This window comes from Micromonospora sp. RV43 (assembly GCF_001029515.1).
Lineage (GTDB): Bacteria > Actinomycetota > Actinomycetes > Mycobacteriales > Micromonosporaceae > Micromonospora > Micromonospora aurantiaca.
This window is the reverse complement of the sequence record NZ_LEKG01000165.1, coordinates 1-18,179: the sequence shown is the minus strand read 5'-3', so window position 1 is coordinate 18,179 and position 18,179 is coordinate 1. Positions and strand designations below refer to the sequence as shown.

Genomic DNA, 18,179 nt, shown 5'->3' with positions numbered 1-18,179 from the left:
TTGATAGAACCGGGCCGGTGACCGAGGGGGCCGCACGGGGAGATGGTTAGATGCCCAGGAGAGTTTACCGAGGAGGGACCGATGGAGCTGTCGCTGGCGACCCGCGCCGTGGGGGAGCACACGGTGCTCGAGGTCGGTGGTGAGGTGGATGTCTACACCGCCCCTCGCCTGCGGGAAAGGCTCCTGGAGTTGATCGACGGCGGGGCCCGCCACGTGGTGGTCGACCTCGGCCGGGTGGACTTCCTCGACTCGACCGGTCTGGGTGTGCTCGTGGGCGCGCTCAAGCGGCTGCGCTCGGCCGGTGGCTCCTTCGCGCTGGTCTGCGACAAGGAGCCGCTGCTCAAGATCTTCCGGATCACCGCCCTGGACCAGGTCTTCCCGCTGCATCCGACGGTCGACGCGGCCATCGCCGCCGACTCCACCGGCGCGTGATGGCGACCGTCAAGCTGTCCTTCTCTCCGGCCCCGGTGCACGTGCGCACCGCCCGCCTGGTCGGCGTCGCGGTGGCCCGGCGGGCCGGCGTACGCGAGGACCTGCTGGACGAGGTGCGCCTGGCCATCGGTGAGGCGTGCACCCGGGCGGTCGCGCTGCACCGGCAGTACGGCCTGGCCGACCCGGTGTACGTGGAGATGTCCGACGGCGGCGGCTACACGGTCCGGGTGGTGGACCGGGCCCCGATCGAGGCGGGCCTCGGCCTGGCCGCGCTCGGCCCGGACGAGCTGGCCAAGGAGTCGCTCAGCGAGGACGCGCTCACCACCGGGGTGGGCTTCGCGCTGCTCGCCGGTTTCGTGGAGGATCTCCAGGTCCGTCCGGTCGACGACGGCGTCGGCACCGAGGTACGGATGTCCTGGCCGGCCGGCCGCGCCTGACCCGAAACGCACACGCAGGCCGCGCTCCCCGAAGGGGGAGCGCGGCCTCGTCGTATTGGCCGCGCCATATATCAGATTTCTTCGCATAACACAGTTACGAAGATCATCGAGACACGGTGCCCCCTCGGTGTGACCTCCGCCACGCCGGAGGGCTACAGTACGCGGGTTGTCAGCAAGTGATCCCGTCCCGTAGCCAGCGGGAACGGGAGTTCATCGCTGGTCCGCCGGAGTGGGTCGGCGCGCGCTTGCGAGTCCGCATCCAGGCGTCGGCCCGTGCGTCTCCACAGGTCGGCGCGAGTTGTTCGGTACAGGAGGACATAGATGTCCGGGACCTTGGCCGCCGACGGCGGCGCACTGTCCCTTACCGGAGCCAACGTGACGTACGTCGTCATCGCCGCGGTCATCGCGCTGGTGGCGCTCGTCTTCGCGGCCGCCCTCACCAGGGCGGTCCTGGCGGCCGGTAAGGGAACCACCAACATGCAGGAGATCTCCGGCGCGGTGCAGGAGGGCGCGTCGGCGTACCTGCTGCGGCAGTTCCGCACGCTGGCGATCTTCGTGGTGATCGCCGTCGTGCTGCTCTTCCTGCTGCCGGTGCACGACACCGACGGCAACGAAACGCTCGTGAAGGCCGGCCGCTCGGCGTTCTTCGTGGTGGGTGCGCTGTTCAGCGCGTTCATCGGCGGCGCCGGCATGTGGCTGGCCACCCGCGCCAACCTGCGGGTGGCAGCGGCCGCGCGGGAGCGGGAAGGCGGCCGCGAGGCCGCCATGAAGATCGCCTTCCGCACCGGCGGCGTGGTCGGCTTCCTCACCGTCGGCCTCGGCCTGTTCGGTGCGGCGCTGGTCGTGCTGATCTTCCGGGGTGACGCCCCGACCGTGCTGGAGGGCTTCGGCTTCGGCGCCGCGCTGCTCGCCATGTTCATGCGGGTCGGCGGCGGCATCTTCACCAAGGCCGCCGACGTGGGCGCCGACCTGGTCGGCAAGGTCGAGCAGGGCATCCCGGAGGACGACCCGCGCAACGCCGCCACCATCGCCGACAACGTGGGCGACAACGTGGGCGACTGCGCCGGCATGGCCGCCGACCTGTTCGAGTCGTACGCGGTCACGCTCGTCGCGGCGCTGATCCTCGGCCGGGCCGCGTTCGGCGAGACCGGCCTGGTCTTCCCGCTGATCATCTCCACCATCGGCGTGCTGGTCGCGATCGTCGGCGTCTTCATCACCCGGCTGCGCGCCAGCGACCGCAACGGCCTGACCGCGATCAACCGGGCCTTCTACCTGTCCGCGCTGATCGCCGCGGTGCTCGTCGCGATCGCCGCGTTCGCGTACCTGCCGGCCACGTTCGCCGAGCTGGAGGGCGGGCTGACCGACGTCGACCGCAACCCGCGGCTGGTCGCCATCGGCGCGGTCGTGATCGGTATCGTGCTGGCCGCCGCGATCCAGGCGCTGACCGGCTACTTCACCGAGACCAACCGGCGCCCGGTGCAGGACATCGGCAAGAGCTCGCAGACCGGCCCGGCCACCGTCATCCTCGCCGGCATCAGCGTCGGCCTGGAGTCGGCCGTCTACTCGGCGCTGCTGATCGGCGCCGGCGTCTTCGGCGCGTTCCTGCTCGGCGGCAGCTCGATCACGCTGTCGCTGTTCGCGGTCGCGCTGGCCGGCACCGGCCTGCTCACCACCGTCGGCGTCATCGTCGCGATGGACACGTTCGGCCCGATCTCCGACAACGCGCAGGGCGTGGCCGAGATGTCCGGCGACATCGACGAGCACGGCGCGCGGACGCTCACCGAGCTGGACGCCGTCGGCAACACCACCAAGGCGATCACCAAGGGCATCGCGATCGCCACGGCGGTGCTGGCCGCCACCGCGCTGTTCGGCTCGTACACCGACACGCTGCGCTCGGCGTACGAGGACGCGGGCGTGGGCGACGTCGGCACCGAGATCCTCAACTCGCTCAACGTGTCCAACCCGCGCAACCTGGTCGGCCTGATCATCGGCGCGGCGGTGGTCTTCCTCTTCTCCGGCCTGGCCATCAACGCGGTCTCCCGCTCGGCCGGCGCCGTGGTGATGGAGGTACGCCGCCAGTTCCGCGAACTGCCCGGCATCATGGACCGCACCCAGCGGCCCGAGTACGGCAAGGTCGTGGACATCTGCACCCGGGACGCGCAGCGCGAGCTGATGACCCCCGGCCTGCTGGCCATCCTGGCCCCGATCGCTGTCGGCTTCGGCCTCGGCCCGGGCGCGCTGGCCGCGTACCTGGCCGGCGCGATCGGCGCGGGCACGCTGATGGCGGTGTTCCTGGCCAACTCCGGTGGCGCCTGGGACAACGCCAAGAAGCTGGTGGAGGACGGCGCGTACGGCGGCAAGGGCTCCGACGCGCACTCCGCCACCGTCATCGGCGACACCGTCGGTGACCCGTTCAAGGACACCGCCGGCCCGGCGATCAACCCGCTGATCAAGGTGATGAACCTGGTCTCGCTGCTGATCGCCCCGGCCGTGGTGGCCTGGAGCGTGGGCGACGACAAGAACCCGGCGCTGCGCATCACGATCGCCGTGGTGGCCGCGCTGATCATCGCGGCCGCAGTGGTGTTCAGCAAGCGCAAGGGTGTGGCGATGACCGACGAGGACAGCGGGGCCGGCACCCCGGACCAGCGTCCGGAGACGGTGAACGCCTGATCGCACGCGACGGTTCCCGGCCGGCCCCGGCCGGCCGGGAACCCCGTGCCCGGCAAACCTGACCGGTGGCGGTTCCGCCCGGAGGTCGTACGCTGCATCGCATGCGTACGCGCCGGGCGGCAACCGCCGGAAAGCTCACGGTGGTCCTGGCCACGCTGGTCCTCGTGGTCGCCGGGTGCGGTGGCGGTCCCAACCCCCGGGTCTGGGCCGCGTCGGTGTGCCAGGCGCTCACCCCGTGGCGCGCGGAGATCTCCAAGCTGACCAGCAGCACGCAGCAGCAGATGACCGCGCAGACCACCCCGGCGCAGGCCAAGGAGAACCTGGTCCGGCTCTTCGCCGGTGCCGAGCAGGCCAGCGAGACGGCCCGGCGCAAGGTCGAGGAGGCGGGCGTGCCCGAGGCCGAACGCGGCGCCGAGGTGTCCGCCGGGTTCCTGGGGTCGCTGAGCAAGATGCGTGACGCGTACGGCCGGGCCCGGTCCGCCATCGACCGGCTCGACACCGCCCAGGCCGGTCCGTTCTACGACGGCGTGCGCGCCGCCGTGGACACGCTCAACAAGGAGTACGACGCGAGCGCGCTGGACACCAGCAAACTCAACTCGACCGAGCTGAAAGAGGCCTTCGACGAGGTCCCGGAGTGTCGCTGACCCCTCCCACCCCGAAACCGGCCCGCCAGCCCTCGCTGTTCTCCACCGAGGCGGCCGATCCCGCGCTGGCGGACCTCGCCGGCCTGCTCGCCGGGCCGGGTGAGGTGGGGCGGATGGGCGGCACGGCCCGGATCTCCGTGGTGGTCGACGCCGCCTGGCGGGTGCACGTGCTGGTGGCCGAGCTGGGCGCCCGGGGTGTGCCGGCGAGCTGGGAGCCGACCGAGGACGGGCGGCACCGGGTGCGCACCGCGTACACGAGCATGCTGGCGCCGCTCGCGCGGGCCTGGCTGCGCGGCGCGGCGAAGCGGCCACCGGCCCGCTTCCACCTGGACGGGCGGCGGCTGCGCCTCTGGGCGGCCGCCGCCGGCACGGCCGAGCCGGCCGGATTCCGGCTGCGGCTCGGACCGGCCGAGGAGCAGTCCTGGCCGGTGGTCCGCGCCGCGCTGGCGGCGGTGGGTCTGCCGGCCGCGTTCGTGGAGCCGGACGAGGGCGGGCCCGCGTTCCGGATCGGCGGACGGCGGATGTCGCGGCTCGCCGAGCTGGTGGGGGAACGGCCGGCGACGGCGCCGGTGGCGGACTGGCCGGGCTCCCGGGGCTGACCGCCGCTGTCCGAAGCCGGACACCCGGGGAGGGCTCCGCCGGGGGTACGCGATCGTCACAGTGACCCGCCTGTCGCCCTACCCACGGTGTACCGTGACGCCGTCCGGCAGGGTGCGGCCGGCGGTCGCCGGGAGGGCGGCCCGTTTGCCGCCCACGAAACCCGGAACGCGGACGGCGCGTTACGTTGGACATCCGGACCGCCTGTGGTCCGGGTGGCGCAACACGGCCCGAAGCGGGCATGGCGTAGGAGTGAGGTCGGGGAGAGACGTGCCGAGCAACGCTGGAACCACCCGTCTGGTCATCGTCGAGTCACCGGCGAAGGCCAAGACGATCTCGGGCTACCTCGGCCCGGGGTACGTCGTGGAGGCCAGCTTCGGCCACGTCCGGGACCTGCCCCGCAACGCCGCCGACGTCCCGGCGAAGTACAAGGGTGAGCCCTGGGCGCGCCTCGGCGTCGACGTCGACAACGGCTTCCACGCGCTCTACGTGGTCTCGCCCGACCGTAAGCAGCAGATCAGCAAGCTGGTGAAGCTGGCCAAGGAGGTCGACGAGATCTTCCTGGCGACGGATGAGGACCGCGAGGGCGAGGCCATCGCCTGGCACCTGGTGGAGACGCTCAAGCCCAAGGTGCCGGTCAAGCGGATGGTCTTCCACGAGATCACCAAGCCGGCCATCCAGGCCGCAGTGGCGAACCCCCGGGAGATCGACCGCGACCTGGTCGACGCCCAGGAGGCGCGGCGCATCCTCGACCGCCTCTACGGCTACGAGGTCTCGCCGGTGCTGTGGAAGAAGGTCATGCCGAAGCTGTCGGCGGGCCGGGTGCAGTCGGTGGCGACGCGCATCGTGGTCGAGCGGGAGCGCCAGCGGATGGCGTTCCGCACCGCCGAGTACTGGGACATCCTGGCCACGCTCGCCGTGGCGAAGCCGGGCGAGGGCCCGCGGACGTTCAACGCCACGCTCGTCGCGCTCAACGGTGACCGGATCGCCACCGGCAAGGACTTCGAGCCGACCACGGGTCGCGTTCGCCCCGGTGCGGGTGTCGTCCACCTCGACGAGGGCGGGGCCCGGGGCCTGGCGGCCCGCCTGGCCGACCAGCCGTTCACCGTCACCCGGGTCGAGGAGAAGCCCTACCGCCGCCGCCCGTACGCGCCGTTCATCACCTCCACGCTCCAGCAGGAGGCGGCCCGCAAGATGCGGTTCTCGTCGCAGCAGACGATGCGCACCGCGCAGCGCCTGTACGAGAACGGCTACATCACCTACATGCGTACCGACTCGGTGAACCTGTCCGAGACGGCCATCACGGCGGCCCGCCGGCAGATCGTCGAGCTGTACGGCGAGCGCAGCGTGCCGCCGGAGCCGCGCCGCTACACCGGCAAGGTGAAGAACGCCCAGGAGGCGCACGAGGCGATCCGCCCCGCCGGCGACAACTTCCGCACCCCGGGCGAGGTGGCCAAGGAGCTGTCCGCCGAGGAGTTCAAGCTCTACGAGCTGATCTGGCGGCGCACCATCGCCTCGCAGATGACCGACGCGGTCGGCTCCAGCGTGTCGGTGCGCATCCGCGCCGTCTCCTCCGCCCAGGAGGAGGCCGACTTCGGCGCGACCGGCAAGACCATCACCGACCCGGGCTTCCTGCGCGCGTACGTCGAGTCGAGCGACGACGAGAACGCCGAGGCCGAGGACGCCGAGCGGCGGCTGCCCACGCTGGTCAAGGACCAGCCGCTGACCGCCGACGAGCTGGCCGCGCAGGGCCACCACACCCAGCCGCCCGCCCGCTACACCGAGGCGTCGCTGGTCAAGGCCCTCGAAGAGCTGGGCATCGGCCGGCCCTCCACGTACGCGTCGATCATGCAGACGATCCAGGACCGCGGGTACGTGGTGAAGCGCGGCCAGGCCATGATCCCGTCGTTCCTGGCGTTCGCGGTGATCGGGCTGATGGAGCGGCACTACCCGCGCCTGATCGACTACGACTTCACCGCCAGCATGGAGAACGAGCTGGACGAGATCGCCGGTGGTGACCACGCCGCCGTCGACTTCCTCACCTCCTTCTACTTCGGCAGCACCAACGGCACCGGCGACCAGGCCATCGCGCACGCCGGTGGCCTGAAGAAGCTGGTCACCGAGAACCTCAGCGAGATCGACGCGCGCAGCGTCAACTCCATCCCGCTGTTCACCGACGACGAGGGCCGCGAGGTCGTCGTCCGGGTCGGCCGGTACGGGCCGTACCTCCAGCGGGCGCTGCCCGGCGAGCAGCAGGCGCCGACGCCGGCACCGGCGGCCCCGGGTGAGGGCGAGGAGAGCGGCTCGCAGGGTGACCGGGCGCCGATCCCGGAGGGCCTGGCGCCGGACGAGCTGACCCCGGAGAAGGTGCACGAGCTGTTCCTCGGCGGCGGCGGTGAGCGCAAGCTCGGCGACGACCCGTCGACCGGCGAGCCGATCGTGCTCAAGTCCGGCCGGTTCGGCCCGTATGTGGCGAGCGGCGAGCGCAAGTCCTCGCTGCTGCGCTCGCAGACGCCGGACAGCCTCACCCTGGAGCAGGCGTTGCAGCTGCTGCGCCTGCCCCGGCTGATCGGCGTGGCCCCGGACGGCGTCGAGGTGTTCGCCAACAACGGCCGCTACGGCCCGTACGTCAAGCGCGGTGACGAGTTCCGCTCGCTGGACTCGGAAGACAAGATGTTCACAGTCACGCTGGACGAGGCGCTGGCGTTGCTCGCCGCCCCGAAGACGCGTCAGCGCCGGGCCGCCGCGCCGCCGCTGCGGGAGATGGGCAACGACCCGCTCACCGAGAAGCCGCTGGTGATCAAGGACGGGCGCTTCGGGCCGTACGTGACCGACGGCGAGTTCAACGCGTCGCTGCGGCGCGGGCAGACGCCGGAGGAACTGACGCTGGAGCAGGCGTCGGAGATGCTGGCCGAGAAGCGCGCGAAGGGCCCGGCGCCACCGGCCGGTCGTCACCCGGTGGCGACAGGCGCATCGCGCGGTTCTCGTCGCGCACAACGGCCCGGTCGGTCCCGCGCAACTCCGGTGGATCGCGGTGCTGGCAGCCGGTCCCACCGCACTCCTGGGTGGCGTGACCGCCGCACAGGCGGGCGGGCTGCGGGGGTTCCCGAGCCGGGTGGTCCATCTGCTCCTGCCCGCCGCGACCCGTCGATCCCCGCTTCCGGCCGGCGTGCTGGCGCACCGGACGACGCACCTGCCCGGCTCCGACGTGGTGCCGGTGGCGGCGCCGCCCCGGACGACGGCGGTTCGATCGATCGTCGACGCCGCGCAGTGGGCGCCGACCGACACGCAGGCCCGCGCGATCGTCGCGGCTGCCTTTCAGCAACGGCTGGTCGGTGGCGACGACCTGCACGAGGTGGTGGAGCGGATGCCCCGGATCCGCCGTCGGCAGCTGATCCTGTCCACCGCCACCGATGCGGCCGGCGGTGCGCACTCCCTGGGCGAACTGGATCTGCTCACACTCGTACGCGGCGCCGGGCTGCCCGAGCCGACCCGACAGGTGGTCCGCCGGGATTCCGCGGGGCGGCGGCGCTACCTCGACGCGTATTTCGAGCAGTGGCGCGTGCACGTCGAGGTGGACGGCGGCCAGCATCTGGATCCGGCGCACGCGTGGGCGGACATGCGCCGGCAGAACGACCTGTGGGTCGAGGGCGACCGGGTTCTCCGGTTCCCCGCCTGGGCCCTGCGCGCCCATCCCGAAGAGGTGATCGCCCAACTCCGCGCCGCCCTGCGGGCGGCCGGCTGGCGAGGCTAAGGCCAAGCCGAGATCTTGGAAGGAAAGGGCCCCCATGAGGGCCCTTTCCTTCCAAGATCTTCAGGCGCCCAGGACCTGGGACAAGTAGGGGTTCTGGAAGATGTGGGAGGGGTCGAGGCGGGAGCGGACGGACTGGAAGTCGGCGAATCTCGGGTAGGCGGTGGCCAGTGACTCCGCGTCGCGCCAGTGCAGCTTGCCCCAGTGCGGGCGGCCGCCCAACTCCGTCGCCACCTGCTCGAACGCGCGGAAGTACGGCTCGTACGGCATGCCCACGTACTGGTGCACGGCGATGTACGCGGAGTCGCGCCCGTACGAGTGGGACAGCCAGATGTCGTCGGCGGCGGTGAACCGCACCTCGACCGGGAACAGCACCTTGAACGGAAGCCGGTCCACGATCCGGCGCAGTTCGGCCAGCGCGGTGGGCAGCGCCTCGCGTGGCAGCCCGTACTCCATCTCCACGAAGCGGACCCGGCGCGGCGTGCAGAACACGCGGTCGGAGCGGCCGGTGTAGGTGCGTTCGGTGAGCGCGCGGGCGGAGACGGCGCTGATCCGGGGTGCGAGGGCGGGTACGGCGCGGCCGAGGCGGCAGGCGCCGGCGAAGACGGTGTTGGAGAGGAACTCGTCGTCCAGCCAGCCGCGCCAGCCGGGCAGTGGCTGGTCGTCGGCGGGTACCCGGTCGTTGGTCTTGACCTGCACCCGGTCGGTGTACGGGAACCAGTAGAACTCGGCGTGGTCGTGCGCCTCGTACAGGCCGGGCAGGTCGTCGAGCACCTCGGCGAGCGGGGCCGGGCGTTCGTGCGCGCGCAGCACGAAGGCGTCCACGCAGCGCAGCGTGACCTCGACCAGCACGCCCACCGCGCCGAGCCCGACCCGGGCGGCGTCGAAGACGTCGCGGTTCTCCTCGGCCGAGCAGCGCAGCACCTCGCCGGTGCCGGTGACCAGCGTCAGCCCGGCCACGAAGGTGGACAGGCAGCCCAGCTTCGCCCCGGTGCCGTGGGTGCCTGTCGACAGCGCACCGGCGATGGTCTGGGCGTCGATGTCGCCGAGGTTCGGCATCGCGAGGCCGTGCCCGGCGAGCAGATCGTTGAGCGTGTGCAACGTCATCCCGGCCGGTACGGTGACCAAGCGGCGCGCCACGTCGACTGTGACGTCGGTCTCCAGCTCGGCGAGGTCGATCCGGTGCCCGTCGGCGACGGCGGTGGCGGTGAACGAGTGGCCGCTGCCGGTGGCCCGGACGGTCCGGCCCGCCGCGGCGGCCTGGCGGACCGCCTCGACGACGTCGGAGACGCTACGCGGGCGCACGGTGAGGAGCGCGGTGCTGTGCTGGTTGCCGGCCCAGTTGGACCAGGTGGCGGTGGTACCGGTCATCGCGGCCACTCCTCGACATGAATATGAACTGAATTCATATCAGGAACGTTGTGCCTGGTAAATACCGCAATCGAGCCCGGCTCGTTGTACCGGTAGTCACAGACTCGTGACGTGCAGATATGTTCATCCGTCGAAGGGGGGTGGCGCCGAGTGTCCACACCAGCCGCCACGACCGGGCCGCTGCGTCGAGTACCGGTGCAGGGTCGAAGTGTCGCGCGGGTCCAGCGGATGCTGGACGCCTGCGCCGAGCTCGTCGACGAGGTGGGGTACGAAGGGCTGACCACGACCCTGCTCGCCGAGCGTGCCGAGGTGGCGATCGGGTCGGTCTACCAGTTCTTTCCGGACAAGCGGGCGATCGTGCAGGCGTTGACCCTGCGCACCATGGAGTCCTACCTCCAGCGGCTCGACGAGCGGTTCTCCTCGGACGACCTGACCCACTGGTGGGACGGGGTCGACGCGGCGATCGACGAGTACATCTCGATGCACCGCACCGTTCCCGGCTTCCGTACCCTGCACTTCGGCGACGTGGTCGACCTGCACCTGCTGGACGACCAGCGGGACAACAACGGGGTCATCGCGGAGCAGCTCGCCCGCGTACTCACCGAGCGTTTCGGCCTGGCCGGGGTGCCCGACCTGCGGTTCCACCTGGAGGTCGCGGTGGAGGCCGCTGATGCCCTGATCAAGCTCGCCTTCCGCCGCCGCACCGACGGCGACGAGCGGGTGCTGGTCGAGGCGAAGGCGCTCATCCGGGAGTACCTGCACCGGCAGGTGAACGCCCCCACGGAGGCCGCCCACCAGGGCTGAGCGGCACGTTGAACGGCGGGTTCTGAGAGTGCGTCGGGGCCCGCCGTCGTCACGTGGTGGGGCAGAGCCGCGGGGCGGCTCAGAGGAAGGCGTGCCCCTCGCCCCGGTAGGTCGGCACGGTGGCGACCACCGCGTCCCCCTCGACCAGGTGCACCTCGTTGACGTGCTCGCACAGCTCGCCCGCCTTGGCGTGGCGGAACCACACCCGGTCGCCGACGCGCAGGCCGTCGGCGGCCTTCCCGGCCAGCGGGGTCTGCACCTCGCCGGCGCCCTCCGCGCCGAGCAGCTTCAGCCCGTCCGGCAGCCAGGGCCGGGGCAGCCGGCTGGTCGCCGCCTGGCCGGAGGCGATCCAGCCGCCACCGAGCACCGTCGCCAGCCCGGGCGCCGGGCGGCGGACCACCGCGCAGGCGAAGAACGCCGCCGGGGTGGGCCGCCAGGCACGGTACGCGTCGAACAGCGTCGGCCCGTACAGGCCGGAGCCCGCGGTGACCTCGGTGACTGCGGGGTCCGCGCTGGTGGCGGCCACGCTGCCGGTGCCGCCGCCGTTGACGAACTCCAGGTCGGCGTGCTCCCGGACCGCGCTGACCGCGGCGGAGCGGCGGGCCAGCAGTTCGCGGTACGACCCGCGCTGCGCGACCCGGATCGCCGAGCCGAGCACCGCCTGTCCGGGCGGCGCGTCGCCCAGGCCGGCGATCTGTGCCTCGTACGACATCAGGCCGACCAGCCGGAAGCCCGGCCGGCCGGCGACGGCGGCGGCGAGCGCGCCGGCCGCCGTGGCGCTGTGCACCGGGGAGCGGCGCACGCCGACGTGCACCCGGCCCCCCAGCGGGCGCCAGGAGGCGTCCAGGTCGAGGCAGATCCGCAGCGCGGGGCGGCGTGCGGGCGGGCACACCCGGTCGATCAGGTCGAGCTGTGCGGTGTCGTCGATCATCAAGGTCACCGCGTCGGCGAGCGCCGGGTCGGCGGCCAGTTCGGCGAGGCCGCCCCGGTGGGCCGTCGGGTACGCCACGAGCACGTCGTCGCTGACCCCGGAGCGGACCAGCCACAGCGCCTCGGGCAGCGTGAAGGCCATCACGCCGTGCCATCCGGGCCGCTTGAGCGCCCGGGTCAGCAGCTCGCGGACGCGTACCGACTTGCTCGCCACGCGCAGGGGCTTGCCGCCGGACCGGCCGGCGAGCGCCTCGGCGTTGGCGTCGAACGCGGTGAGGTCGACGACGGCGTACGGCGGGTCGAGGTGAGCGGTCGCCCGGTCGAGACGATCGCGAAGTTTGTCACGGTCGATGGCCACGTCTGCACGCTAACTGTCTGGACGGCAATGCGAAATACCCTCGCGTCTGTCCGGGCTGCGGGCGGTGGTCCCGGCGGCCTAGGCTCGGCGAGCAGGTGAATGTCGCGGGGGACGACCCTTCCTGCGCGACTAGAGTGTTCCACCGGGGATGCCCAGACCTGGGCCGGCACGTGGAGGTACGGCCATCGAAAGCCAGAACAACGGCGAGTCGCCCGGCGTGTCGTCGCCCGGGACAGCCGCCGACCACTCCGGTGCCGCCGCCATCCGGTCGGTGCTGCGCATCCGGCCGTTCCGCAGGCTGTGGATCGTGCTCAGTGCCGCCTCCTTCGGTGACTGGCTCGGCCTGCTCGCCACCGCGCTGTTCGCCGCCTCCCAGGTCTCCGGCAGCACCGCCCAGGGCGCCGCGTTCGGTGGCGTGACCGCGATCCGGCTGCTCCCGGCGCTGGTGCTCGGCCCGGTGGCGGGTGTGTTCGCCGACCGGTTCGACCGCCGGTGGACCATGGTCATCTGCGACCTGCTGCGCTTCGTGCTGTTCGCCTCGATCCCGCTGTACGCGCTCACCGGCGCCGCGGGCGGGCTGGTGGTCGGCTGGGCGCTGATCGCCACGTTCCTGATCGAGTCGATCACCCTGCTGTGGATCCCGGCCAAGGAGGCGGCGGTCCCCAACCTCATCCCGCGTACCCGGCTGGAGGCGGCGAACCAGCTCACGCTGATCACCACGTACGGCCTGACGCCGGTCGCGGCGGCCATCGCCCTGGCCGTGCTGACCCGCGGCCTGCCCGGCGCGTTCGGCGGCGACCTGCCGAACTGGGCCGAACCGGCCCAGCTCGCGCTCTGGTTCAACGCCCTCTCCCGCCTGGCCACCGCGCTCGTGGTGGCGTTCGGGATCAAGGAGATCAGCGAGGCCCAGCGCGGCGAGGCGGAGCGCACCGAGCAGAGCATGTTCCGGCAGTTCTCCGAGGGCTGGAAATACATCGGCCAGACCCCGCTCGTCCGTGGCCTGGTGCTGGGCATCTTCGGCGCGTTCGCCGGCGGCGGGATCGTGGTCGGCACGGGCAAGTTCTTCGCCAACTCGCTCGGCGCCGGTGACGCCGCGTTCTCGCTGCTCTTCGGCGCGATCTTCGTCGGTCTGGCGCTCGGCATCGGGCTCGGGCCGATGATCGTGCGGGACATGTCCCGCCGCCGCTGGTTCGGCATGAGCATCGTGCTCGCCAGCGCCTCGGTGCTGGTGCTCGCCTTCGCCATCCACCTGTCCATGGCCATCCTCGGCGCGATCCTGGTCGGCGCGGGCGCCGGCATGGCGTTCCTGGCCGGCACCACGCTGCTCGGCGGCGAGGTAGCCGACGAGGTGCGCGGCCGGGTGTTCGCGGTGGTGCAGATCGGCACCCGGCTGGTGCTGATCCTGGCCATCGCGCTCAGCAGCCTCCTGGTCGGCGTCGGCGGCTCCCGCCAGCTCACCATCGCCGACCTGGGCATCTCCATCTCCTCCACCCGCCTGCTGCTGCTCGCCGCCGGCGCGGCCGGAATCATCGCCGGGATCAGCGCGTTCGGCCAGATGGACGACAAGAAGGGCGTACCGGTCCTCGCGGACCTCTGGGGCTCGATCCGGGGCCGTCCGCTGATGCCGGCCGAGCCGTTCGTCTCCAGCGGCCTGTTCGTGGTCTTCGAGGGCGGCGAGGGCGCAGGCAAGTCCACCCAGCTCGCCCAGCTCGCCGACCGGCTGCGCGCGCAGGGCCGCGACGTGGTGGTCACCCGCGAGCCGGGCGCCACGCCGGTCGGCGAGCGGATTCGCTCCCTGGTGCTCGGCACCGCCCCCGACGAGGCGCCGTCGCCGCGCGCCGAGGCGCTGCTCTACGCCGCCGACCGGGCGCACCACGTGGCCACTGTCGTCCGCCCGGCGCTGGTGCGGGGCGCGGTGGTGATCAGCGACCGGTACGTCGACTCGTCGCTCGCCTACCAGGGCGCCGGCCGGACGCTCCCGGTGGACGAGGTCTCCTGGCTCTCGTCCTGGGCCACCGGCGGCCTCAAGCCCGACCTGGTGGTTCTGCTCGACGTCGAGCCGCGTACCGGCCTGAGCCGGGTCGAGGACCGCAACGAGGGCACCGACCGGCTGGAGGCCGAGTCGCTGACGTTCCACGAGCGGGTCCGGTACGCCTTCCTCGACCTCGCCGCCGGTGACCCGAAGCGCTACCTGGTGCTCGACGCGTCCCGCCCGATCGACGAGACCGCCGACGCGGTCGCCCGCCGGGTGGGCGAGCTGCTCGCCGACCCGGCCGGCATCGTGCACCCCCGTCCGGCGCAGGGCCCGGACACCTCGGTCCAGCCCGAGTTATCCGACGCGGAGCTGGTGACGATGGAGCAACCCCGACGATGACCGACGTCTTCGGCGATCTGGTCGGGCAGGACGAGGCGGTGGCCATGCTGCGGCGGGCCGCCGCCTCGGCCGCCGCCCTGCTGCGCGCGCCGGTGACGTCCCCCGCGGGCGGGCACGACGACCTCGACGCGCTCGCCGAGGAGCACGACGGCGACCCGGGCCCGGCTGCGCCGGCCGACCCGGGCGGCGGCATGACCCATGCCTGGATCTTCACCGGACCGCCCGGATCGGGCCGCTCGGTGGCCGCCCGCGCGTTCGCCGCCGCGCTGGAGTGCGTGCACGGCACCGGGTGCGGCACCTGCCCCGGCTGCCACACCACGCTCGCCGGCACCCACGCGGACGTCCGCCTCGTGGTGCCCGAGGGCCTGTCCATCGGCGTCGGCGAGATGCGCGCGCTGGTGCTGCGGGCGGCCAGTGCGCCGTCCGGCGGCCGGTGGCAGGTCGTGATCATCGAGGACGCCGACCGGCTCACCGAGGCCGCCGGCAACGCGCTGCTCAAGGCGATCGAGGAGCCGCCGCCGCGTACCGTCTTCCTGCTCTGCGCCCCGTCCACCCACCCGGACGACATCTCCGTGACCATCCGGTCGCGCTGCCGCGTCGTACCCCTGCGGCAGCCGCCGCCCGCAGCGGTGGCCGAGGTGCTGGTCCGCCGCGACGGCGTCGCGCCGGACGTGGCCGAGTGGGCCGCCGCGGCGGCGCAGGGGCACGTGGGCCGGGCCCGGCGGCTGGCCCGCGACCCGGAGGCCCGGCAGCGTCGTGACGCGGTGCTGGCCGTACCGCGTCGGCTGACCGGCGTGGGCGCGGCGTTCGACGCGGCCTCGGCGCTGATCGAGGCCGCCGAGGCGGAGGCCGCCGCGTCCGTCGCGGAGATCGACGAGGCGGAGCGTACGGCGTTGCAGACCGCGCTCGGCGCGGGCGGCACCGGCCGGGGCGCAGCCGGCGCCATGCGCGGCGCGGCCGGTCAGCTCAAGGATCTGGAGAAGCGGCAGAAGTCGCGGGCCACCCGTGCCCAGCGGGACGCGCTCGACCGCGCCCTGGTCGACCTGGCCGGGTTCTACCGGGACGCGCTCACCATGGCGTGGCGGGCGCCGGTCGCCCCGGTGCACACCGACACGGCGTCGCTCGCCGGTGCGGGCGCGCAGAAGTGGGACGCCGAGGGCTCGCTGCGCCGCCTGGAGGCGGTGCTGGAGTGCCGCGCGGCGATCGAGGCCAACGTCAAGCCGCGGATCGCCGTGGAGGCGATGATGCTGGCCCTCTGGCGCGGCTGAGCCGGGCACTTTCCGCACTGTCCACAGGGCATCGACACGCGCGATTGGCGTGCGGTACGGTCCGGTGATGCCGCGGTGACCGAGGCGGCACGCTCAGTGAGGGTCGGGCCGACCGGCCGGGAGGAGTCCGCCGATGCCGCGGGGCGAGATCGACGAGGCCTGGATCGAGGAGGCGGTGCGGCGCTACCGCCGGATCGAGAACCTGCAGGCCGAGTTCGACCAGGCGGTCGCGACGGTCGAGGTCACCGTCCGCTCACCCGACGGGCTCGTCGAGGTGGTGGTGACCGCCGGCGGGCGCATCACCGACGTGCGTTTCCTCGGCCCGCTGCACCACCGCAGCCCGCGCGACGTGGCCGGTTCGGTGCAGGCCGCTGTGACGGCCGCCGCCGACGCGGCCCAGTGGGCGCGGGAGAAGCTGCACAACGAGACGTTCGCGGCGTACCGGCCGCTGGCGGGGGCCTGACATGGAGACGCTGCGTGCCCTGGCCGCCCGTCTCGACGAGGCCGGCGCGACCCTCGCCACCCTGTCCCGCACGGTGACCGCCACCGACCCGCCGCATCCCGCGTTCGGCGCGCACGCCGCCGGCCGCCCCGGTGAGGTGGGCCGTGCGCTGCACCGCCAGTGGACAGTGGCCACCGCCGACCGGGCGCGCGAGGCGCAGGCCGCCGCCGTCCGGCTGGCCGCCGCAGCGGCGGCGCTGCGCAGCGCCGCCGACCGTTACGCCGCCGCCGACGACGCGGTCGCCCGGCGGCTGGCCCGGGAGGCCTGATGGACGCGCTCGACCGCCTCGCCGAGCCGGGGCTCGACCTGCTCGCCCGCGTCGACACGCTGCTGGCCGCCGGCGCGCCCGAGGGGCACCGGCTCTGGCCGCTGCTGCGCCGCATGCAGGTGCTTCCCGGCGCGGCCGTGCGCGAGTTCCTCGACCTGCATCCCGCGCCGCTGACCGGCGCCGGCCACGCGGTGCGCCGGCTCGTCCGGGGGTACGACGACACCTGCGCGCTGCTGGCCGACCAGGTCGCCTGGTCCGGCGCTGCCGCGTCGGCGTACGACGAGGCACGTGCCGCCCTGATGCGGCACCTGGACGAGGGGCCGGACAGCCTGGTGGGGCGGCTGGAGTCGACAGCGGGCTACGCCGACGCGCTGGCCGGCTGGGTGGAGGGCAGCCGGGCGGCGCTGGCCCGGGCGCTGGCCGAGGTGCTGGGCTCGGCCGAGGCGGTCGCGGTGCACGCGGCGACGCGGCCCGGCGCCGAGGCCGGACGGGCCGGGGCGTCGGCGGCGGCCGAGATCGCGACGAGGGTCCTGGGTGTGCTCGGGGTGGCCTACGACGGCGCGGAGACGCTGCTGCGCCAGTGGGGGCCGAGCCTGGCCGAGACGCCGTGGCGGGACCGCGCCACCACCGCTCCGCGCTACGGCGGCACCACCCGGATCGGCTACTGACGGTCCACGGCGCCGCGCACCGGACCGGCCGTGGCCGGGTGACGGCGGCGGCGCCGTGGCCTTCCCCTGCACCCCCCGCAGGTATGCCTTCACTCAACGCGCCCGGGCGGTGTTTGTCAGGGGCCCGCCGGAGATTCAGCCGTCCGGGCGAGGCGATGGGGCCGGTTCGGCCGGGTCGAGGTCGATGATCGCTGCGGTGGGTGACCGGGCGGCGACAGGTGCGCCGTGCGGCGGTCGTCGATCCGCGTAGGGTGTGGCGTATGGGCATGCTCTGCGCGGTCAGCTTCAACCGGTACGGGCGCCTCTACTACCTCGACCCGGGCGAGCTGCGCCCGCAGGTGGGCGACCGGGTGCTGGTGCCCACCGACGAGGGGCCCGAGGTGGCCGAGTGCGTGTGGGCCGCGCAGTGGGTCAGCGAGGACACCGACAGCTTCCCGAAACTCGCAGGGATCGCCGGCGACGACGACCTGCGCCGCGACGAGATGCTGCGCCGGCGCAAGGCCGAGGCGAAGGTCGCCGCCAAGCGGCTGATCCGCGAACACGGCCTGCCGATGAAGGTGGTCGCCGTGGACCACGTCCTGGCCACGCCGGAGAACGGCAGTGACCGCACCACCATCTACTTCACCGCGCCGCACCGCGTCGACTTCCGCTCGCTGGTCCGCGACCTGGGCGCCACGCTGCACTGCCGGGTCGAGCTGCGGCAGCTGTCCGCCCGCGACTCCGCCCGGGTGCAGGGCGGCATCGGTTCCTGCGGGCGCGACCTGTGCTGCGCCACGTTCCTCACCGACTTCGAGCCGGTGACCATCCGGATGGCGAAGGACCAGGACCTGCCGCTCAACCCGCTGCGCATCTCCGGGGCGTGCGGGCGGCTGATGTGCTGCCTGAAGTACGAGCACCCGCTGTACCAGAAGTTCCAGGAGTCGGCCCCGGCGGTCGGCAGCCGGGTGTCCACTCCGCAGGGCGAGGGCAAGGTGGTCGGCCACAGTGTCCCGCGCGACGCGGTCACGGTCCGGCTGGACGCCGACGGCTCCCGCTCGATGTGCTCCCGCGCGTCGGTGTGCGGCCCGAGGCAGGCCCACGACCAGCACTACCCCCAGCCCTGACC

Annotated in this window: 15 protein-coding genes and 1 pseudogene; 14 read left to right on the top strand and 2 right to left on the bottom strand. The window is 73.2% G+C overall.

The features are described from left to right. The first annotated feature begins 81 nt into the window (after window positions 1-81). The 7 genes and pseudogenes from ABD52_RS29665 (at window position 82) to ABD52_RS41090 (ending at window position 8,534) form a co-directional block, all read left to right on the top strand. Entirely contained in the window at window positions 82-432 is a 351-nt protein-coding gene (locus ABD52_RS29665; protein WP_013283649.1) for an STAS domain-containing protein, read from the top strand. Continuing rightward, window positions 432-869 (top strand): ATP-binding protein, encoded by a 438-nt coding sequence (locus tag ABD52_RS29660; RefSeq protein WP_013283650.1) that lies wholly within the window; start codon window positions 432-434, stop codon window positions 867-869. Before ABD52_RS29665 ends, ABD52_RS29660 begins: the two co-directional genes overlap by 1 nt. Before the next feature lie 321 nt (window positions 870-1,190). Continuing rightward, window positions 1,191-3,539: a sodium-translocating pyrophosphatase gene (locus tag ABD52_RS29655; RefSeq protein WP_013283651.1), complete on the top strand. Its 2,349-nt coding sequence runs from the start codon at window positions 1,191-1,193 to the stop codon at window positions 3,537-3,539. 101 nt (window positions 3,540-3,640) lie between these two features. Beyond that, window positions 3,641-4,183, top strand: coding sequence for a hypothetical protein (locus ABD52_RS29650; protein ID WP_013283652.1), 543 nt, complete (start codon window positions 3,641-3,643; stop codon window positions 4,181-4,183). Further along, a complete protein-coding gene (locus ABD52_RS29645; protein ID WP_047893937.1) occupies window positions 4,174-4,782 on the top strand; it encodes a hypothetical protein in 609 nt (202 codons plus the stop codon). Before ABD52_RS29650 ends, ABD52_RS29645 begins: the two co-directional genes overlap by 10 nt. Window positions 4,783-5,050: 268 nt before the next feature. Beyond that, a pseudogene (gene topA, locus ABD52_RS29640) lies at window positions 5,051-7,720 on the top strand (type I DNA topoisomerase); the annotation flags it as partial. Window positions 7,721-8,147: 427 nt separating this feature from the next. After that, window positions 8,148-8,534, top strand: coding sequence for a DUF559 domain-containing protein (locus ABD52_RS41090; RefSeq protein WP_235437596.1), 387 nt, complete (start codon window positions 8,148-8,150; stop codon window positions 8,532-8,534). A gap of 60 nt (window positions 8,535-8,594) precedes the next feature. Here ABD52_RS41090 and ABD52_RS29635 read toward each other — a convergent pair whose 3' ends face one another. Beyond that, complete coding sequence (locus ABD52_RS29635) at window positions 8,595-9,911, bottom strand: D-arabinono-1,4-lactone oxidase (RefSeq protein ID WP_047893936.1); 1,317 nt, start codon at window positions 9,909-9,911, stop codon at window positions 8,595-8,597. A gap of 219 nt (window positions 9,912-10,130) precedes the next feature. On the opposite strand from ABD52_RS29635, the gene ABD52_RS29630 reads away from it, so the two are divergent. Further along, complete coding sequence (locus ABD52_RS29630) at window positions 10,131-10,706, top strand: TetR family transcriptional regulator (protein ID WP_047893935.1); 576 nt, start codon at window positions 10,131-10,133, stop codon at window positions 10,704-10,706. Between the two features lie 79 nt (window positions 10,707-10,785). Here ABD52_RS29630 and ABD52_RS29625 read toward each other — a convergent pair whose 3' ends face one another. Then, on the bottom strand, window positions 10,786-11,994 hold the full coding sequence (locus ABD52_RS29625; protein ID WP_047893934.1) for an amino acid deaminase/aldolase: 1,209 nt from the start codon (window positions 11,992-11,994) through the stop codon (window positions 10,786-10,788). A 148-nt stretch (window positions 11,995-12,142) separates the two neighbouring features. On the opposite strand from ABD52_RS29625, the gene tmk reads away from it, so the two are divergent. The 6 genes from tmk to ABD52_RS29595 all read left to right on the top strand — a co-directional run bounded on the left by tmk (window position 12,143) and on the right by ABD52_RS29595 (window position 18,177). Next, window positions 12,143-14,368, top strand: coding sequence for a dTMP kinase (gene tmk / locus ABD52_RS29620; protein WP_255352883.1), 2,226 nt, complete (start codon window positions 12,143-12,145; stop codon window positions 14,366-14,368). Continuing rightward, complete coding sequence (locus ABD52_RS29615; protein ID WP_047893933.1) at window positions 14,365-15,636, top strand: DNA polymerase III subunit delta'; 1,272 nt, start codon at window positions 14,365-14,367, stop codon at window positions 15,634-15,636. Before tmk ends, ABD52_RS29615 begins: the two co-directional genes overlap by 4 nt. Window positions 15,637-15,769: 133 nt before the next feature. Continuing rightward, the gene (locus ABD52_RS29610; RefSeq protein ID WP_013473591.1) at window positions 15,770-16,099 is read left to right on the top strand and encodes a YbaB/EbfC family nucleoid-associated protein; all 330 of its coding nucleotides are present in this window, start codon (window positions 15,770-15,772) and stop codon (window positions 16,097-16,099) included. A gap of 1 nt (window position 16,100) precedes the next feature. Beyond that, window positions 16,101-16,406, top strand: a complete 306-nt coding sequence (locus tag ABD52_RS29605) for a hypothetical protein (protein WP_013283662.1) — start codon at window positions 16,101-16,103, stop codon at window positions 16,404-16,406. After that, entirely contained in the window at window positions 16,406-17,074 is a 669-nt protein-coding gene (locus ABD52_RS29600) for a hypothetical protein (protein ID WP_030274435.1), read from the top strand. The genes ABD52_RS29605 and ABD52_RS29600 overlap by 1 nt, the downstream gene beginning before the upstream one ends. Before the next feature lie 260 nt (window positions 17,075-17,334). Beyond that, window positions 17,335-18,177, top strand: coding sequence for a regulatory iron-sulfur-containing complex subunit RicT (locus tag ABD52_RS29595; RefSeq protein ID WP_013473593.1), 843 nt, complete (start codon window positions 17,335-17,337; stop codon window positions 18,175-18,177). Window positions 18,178-18,179: the final 2 nt, after the last annotated feature.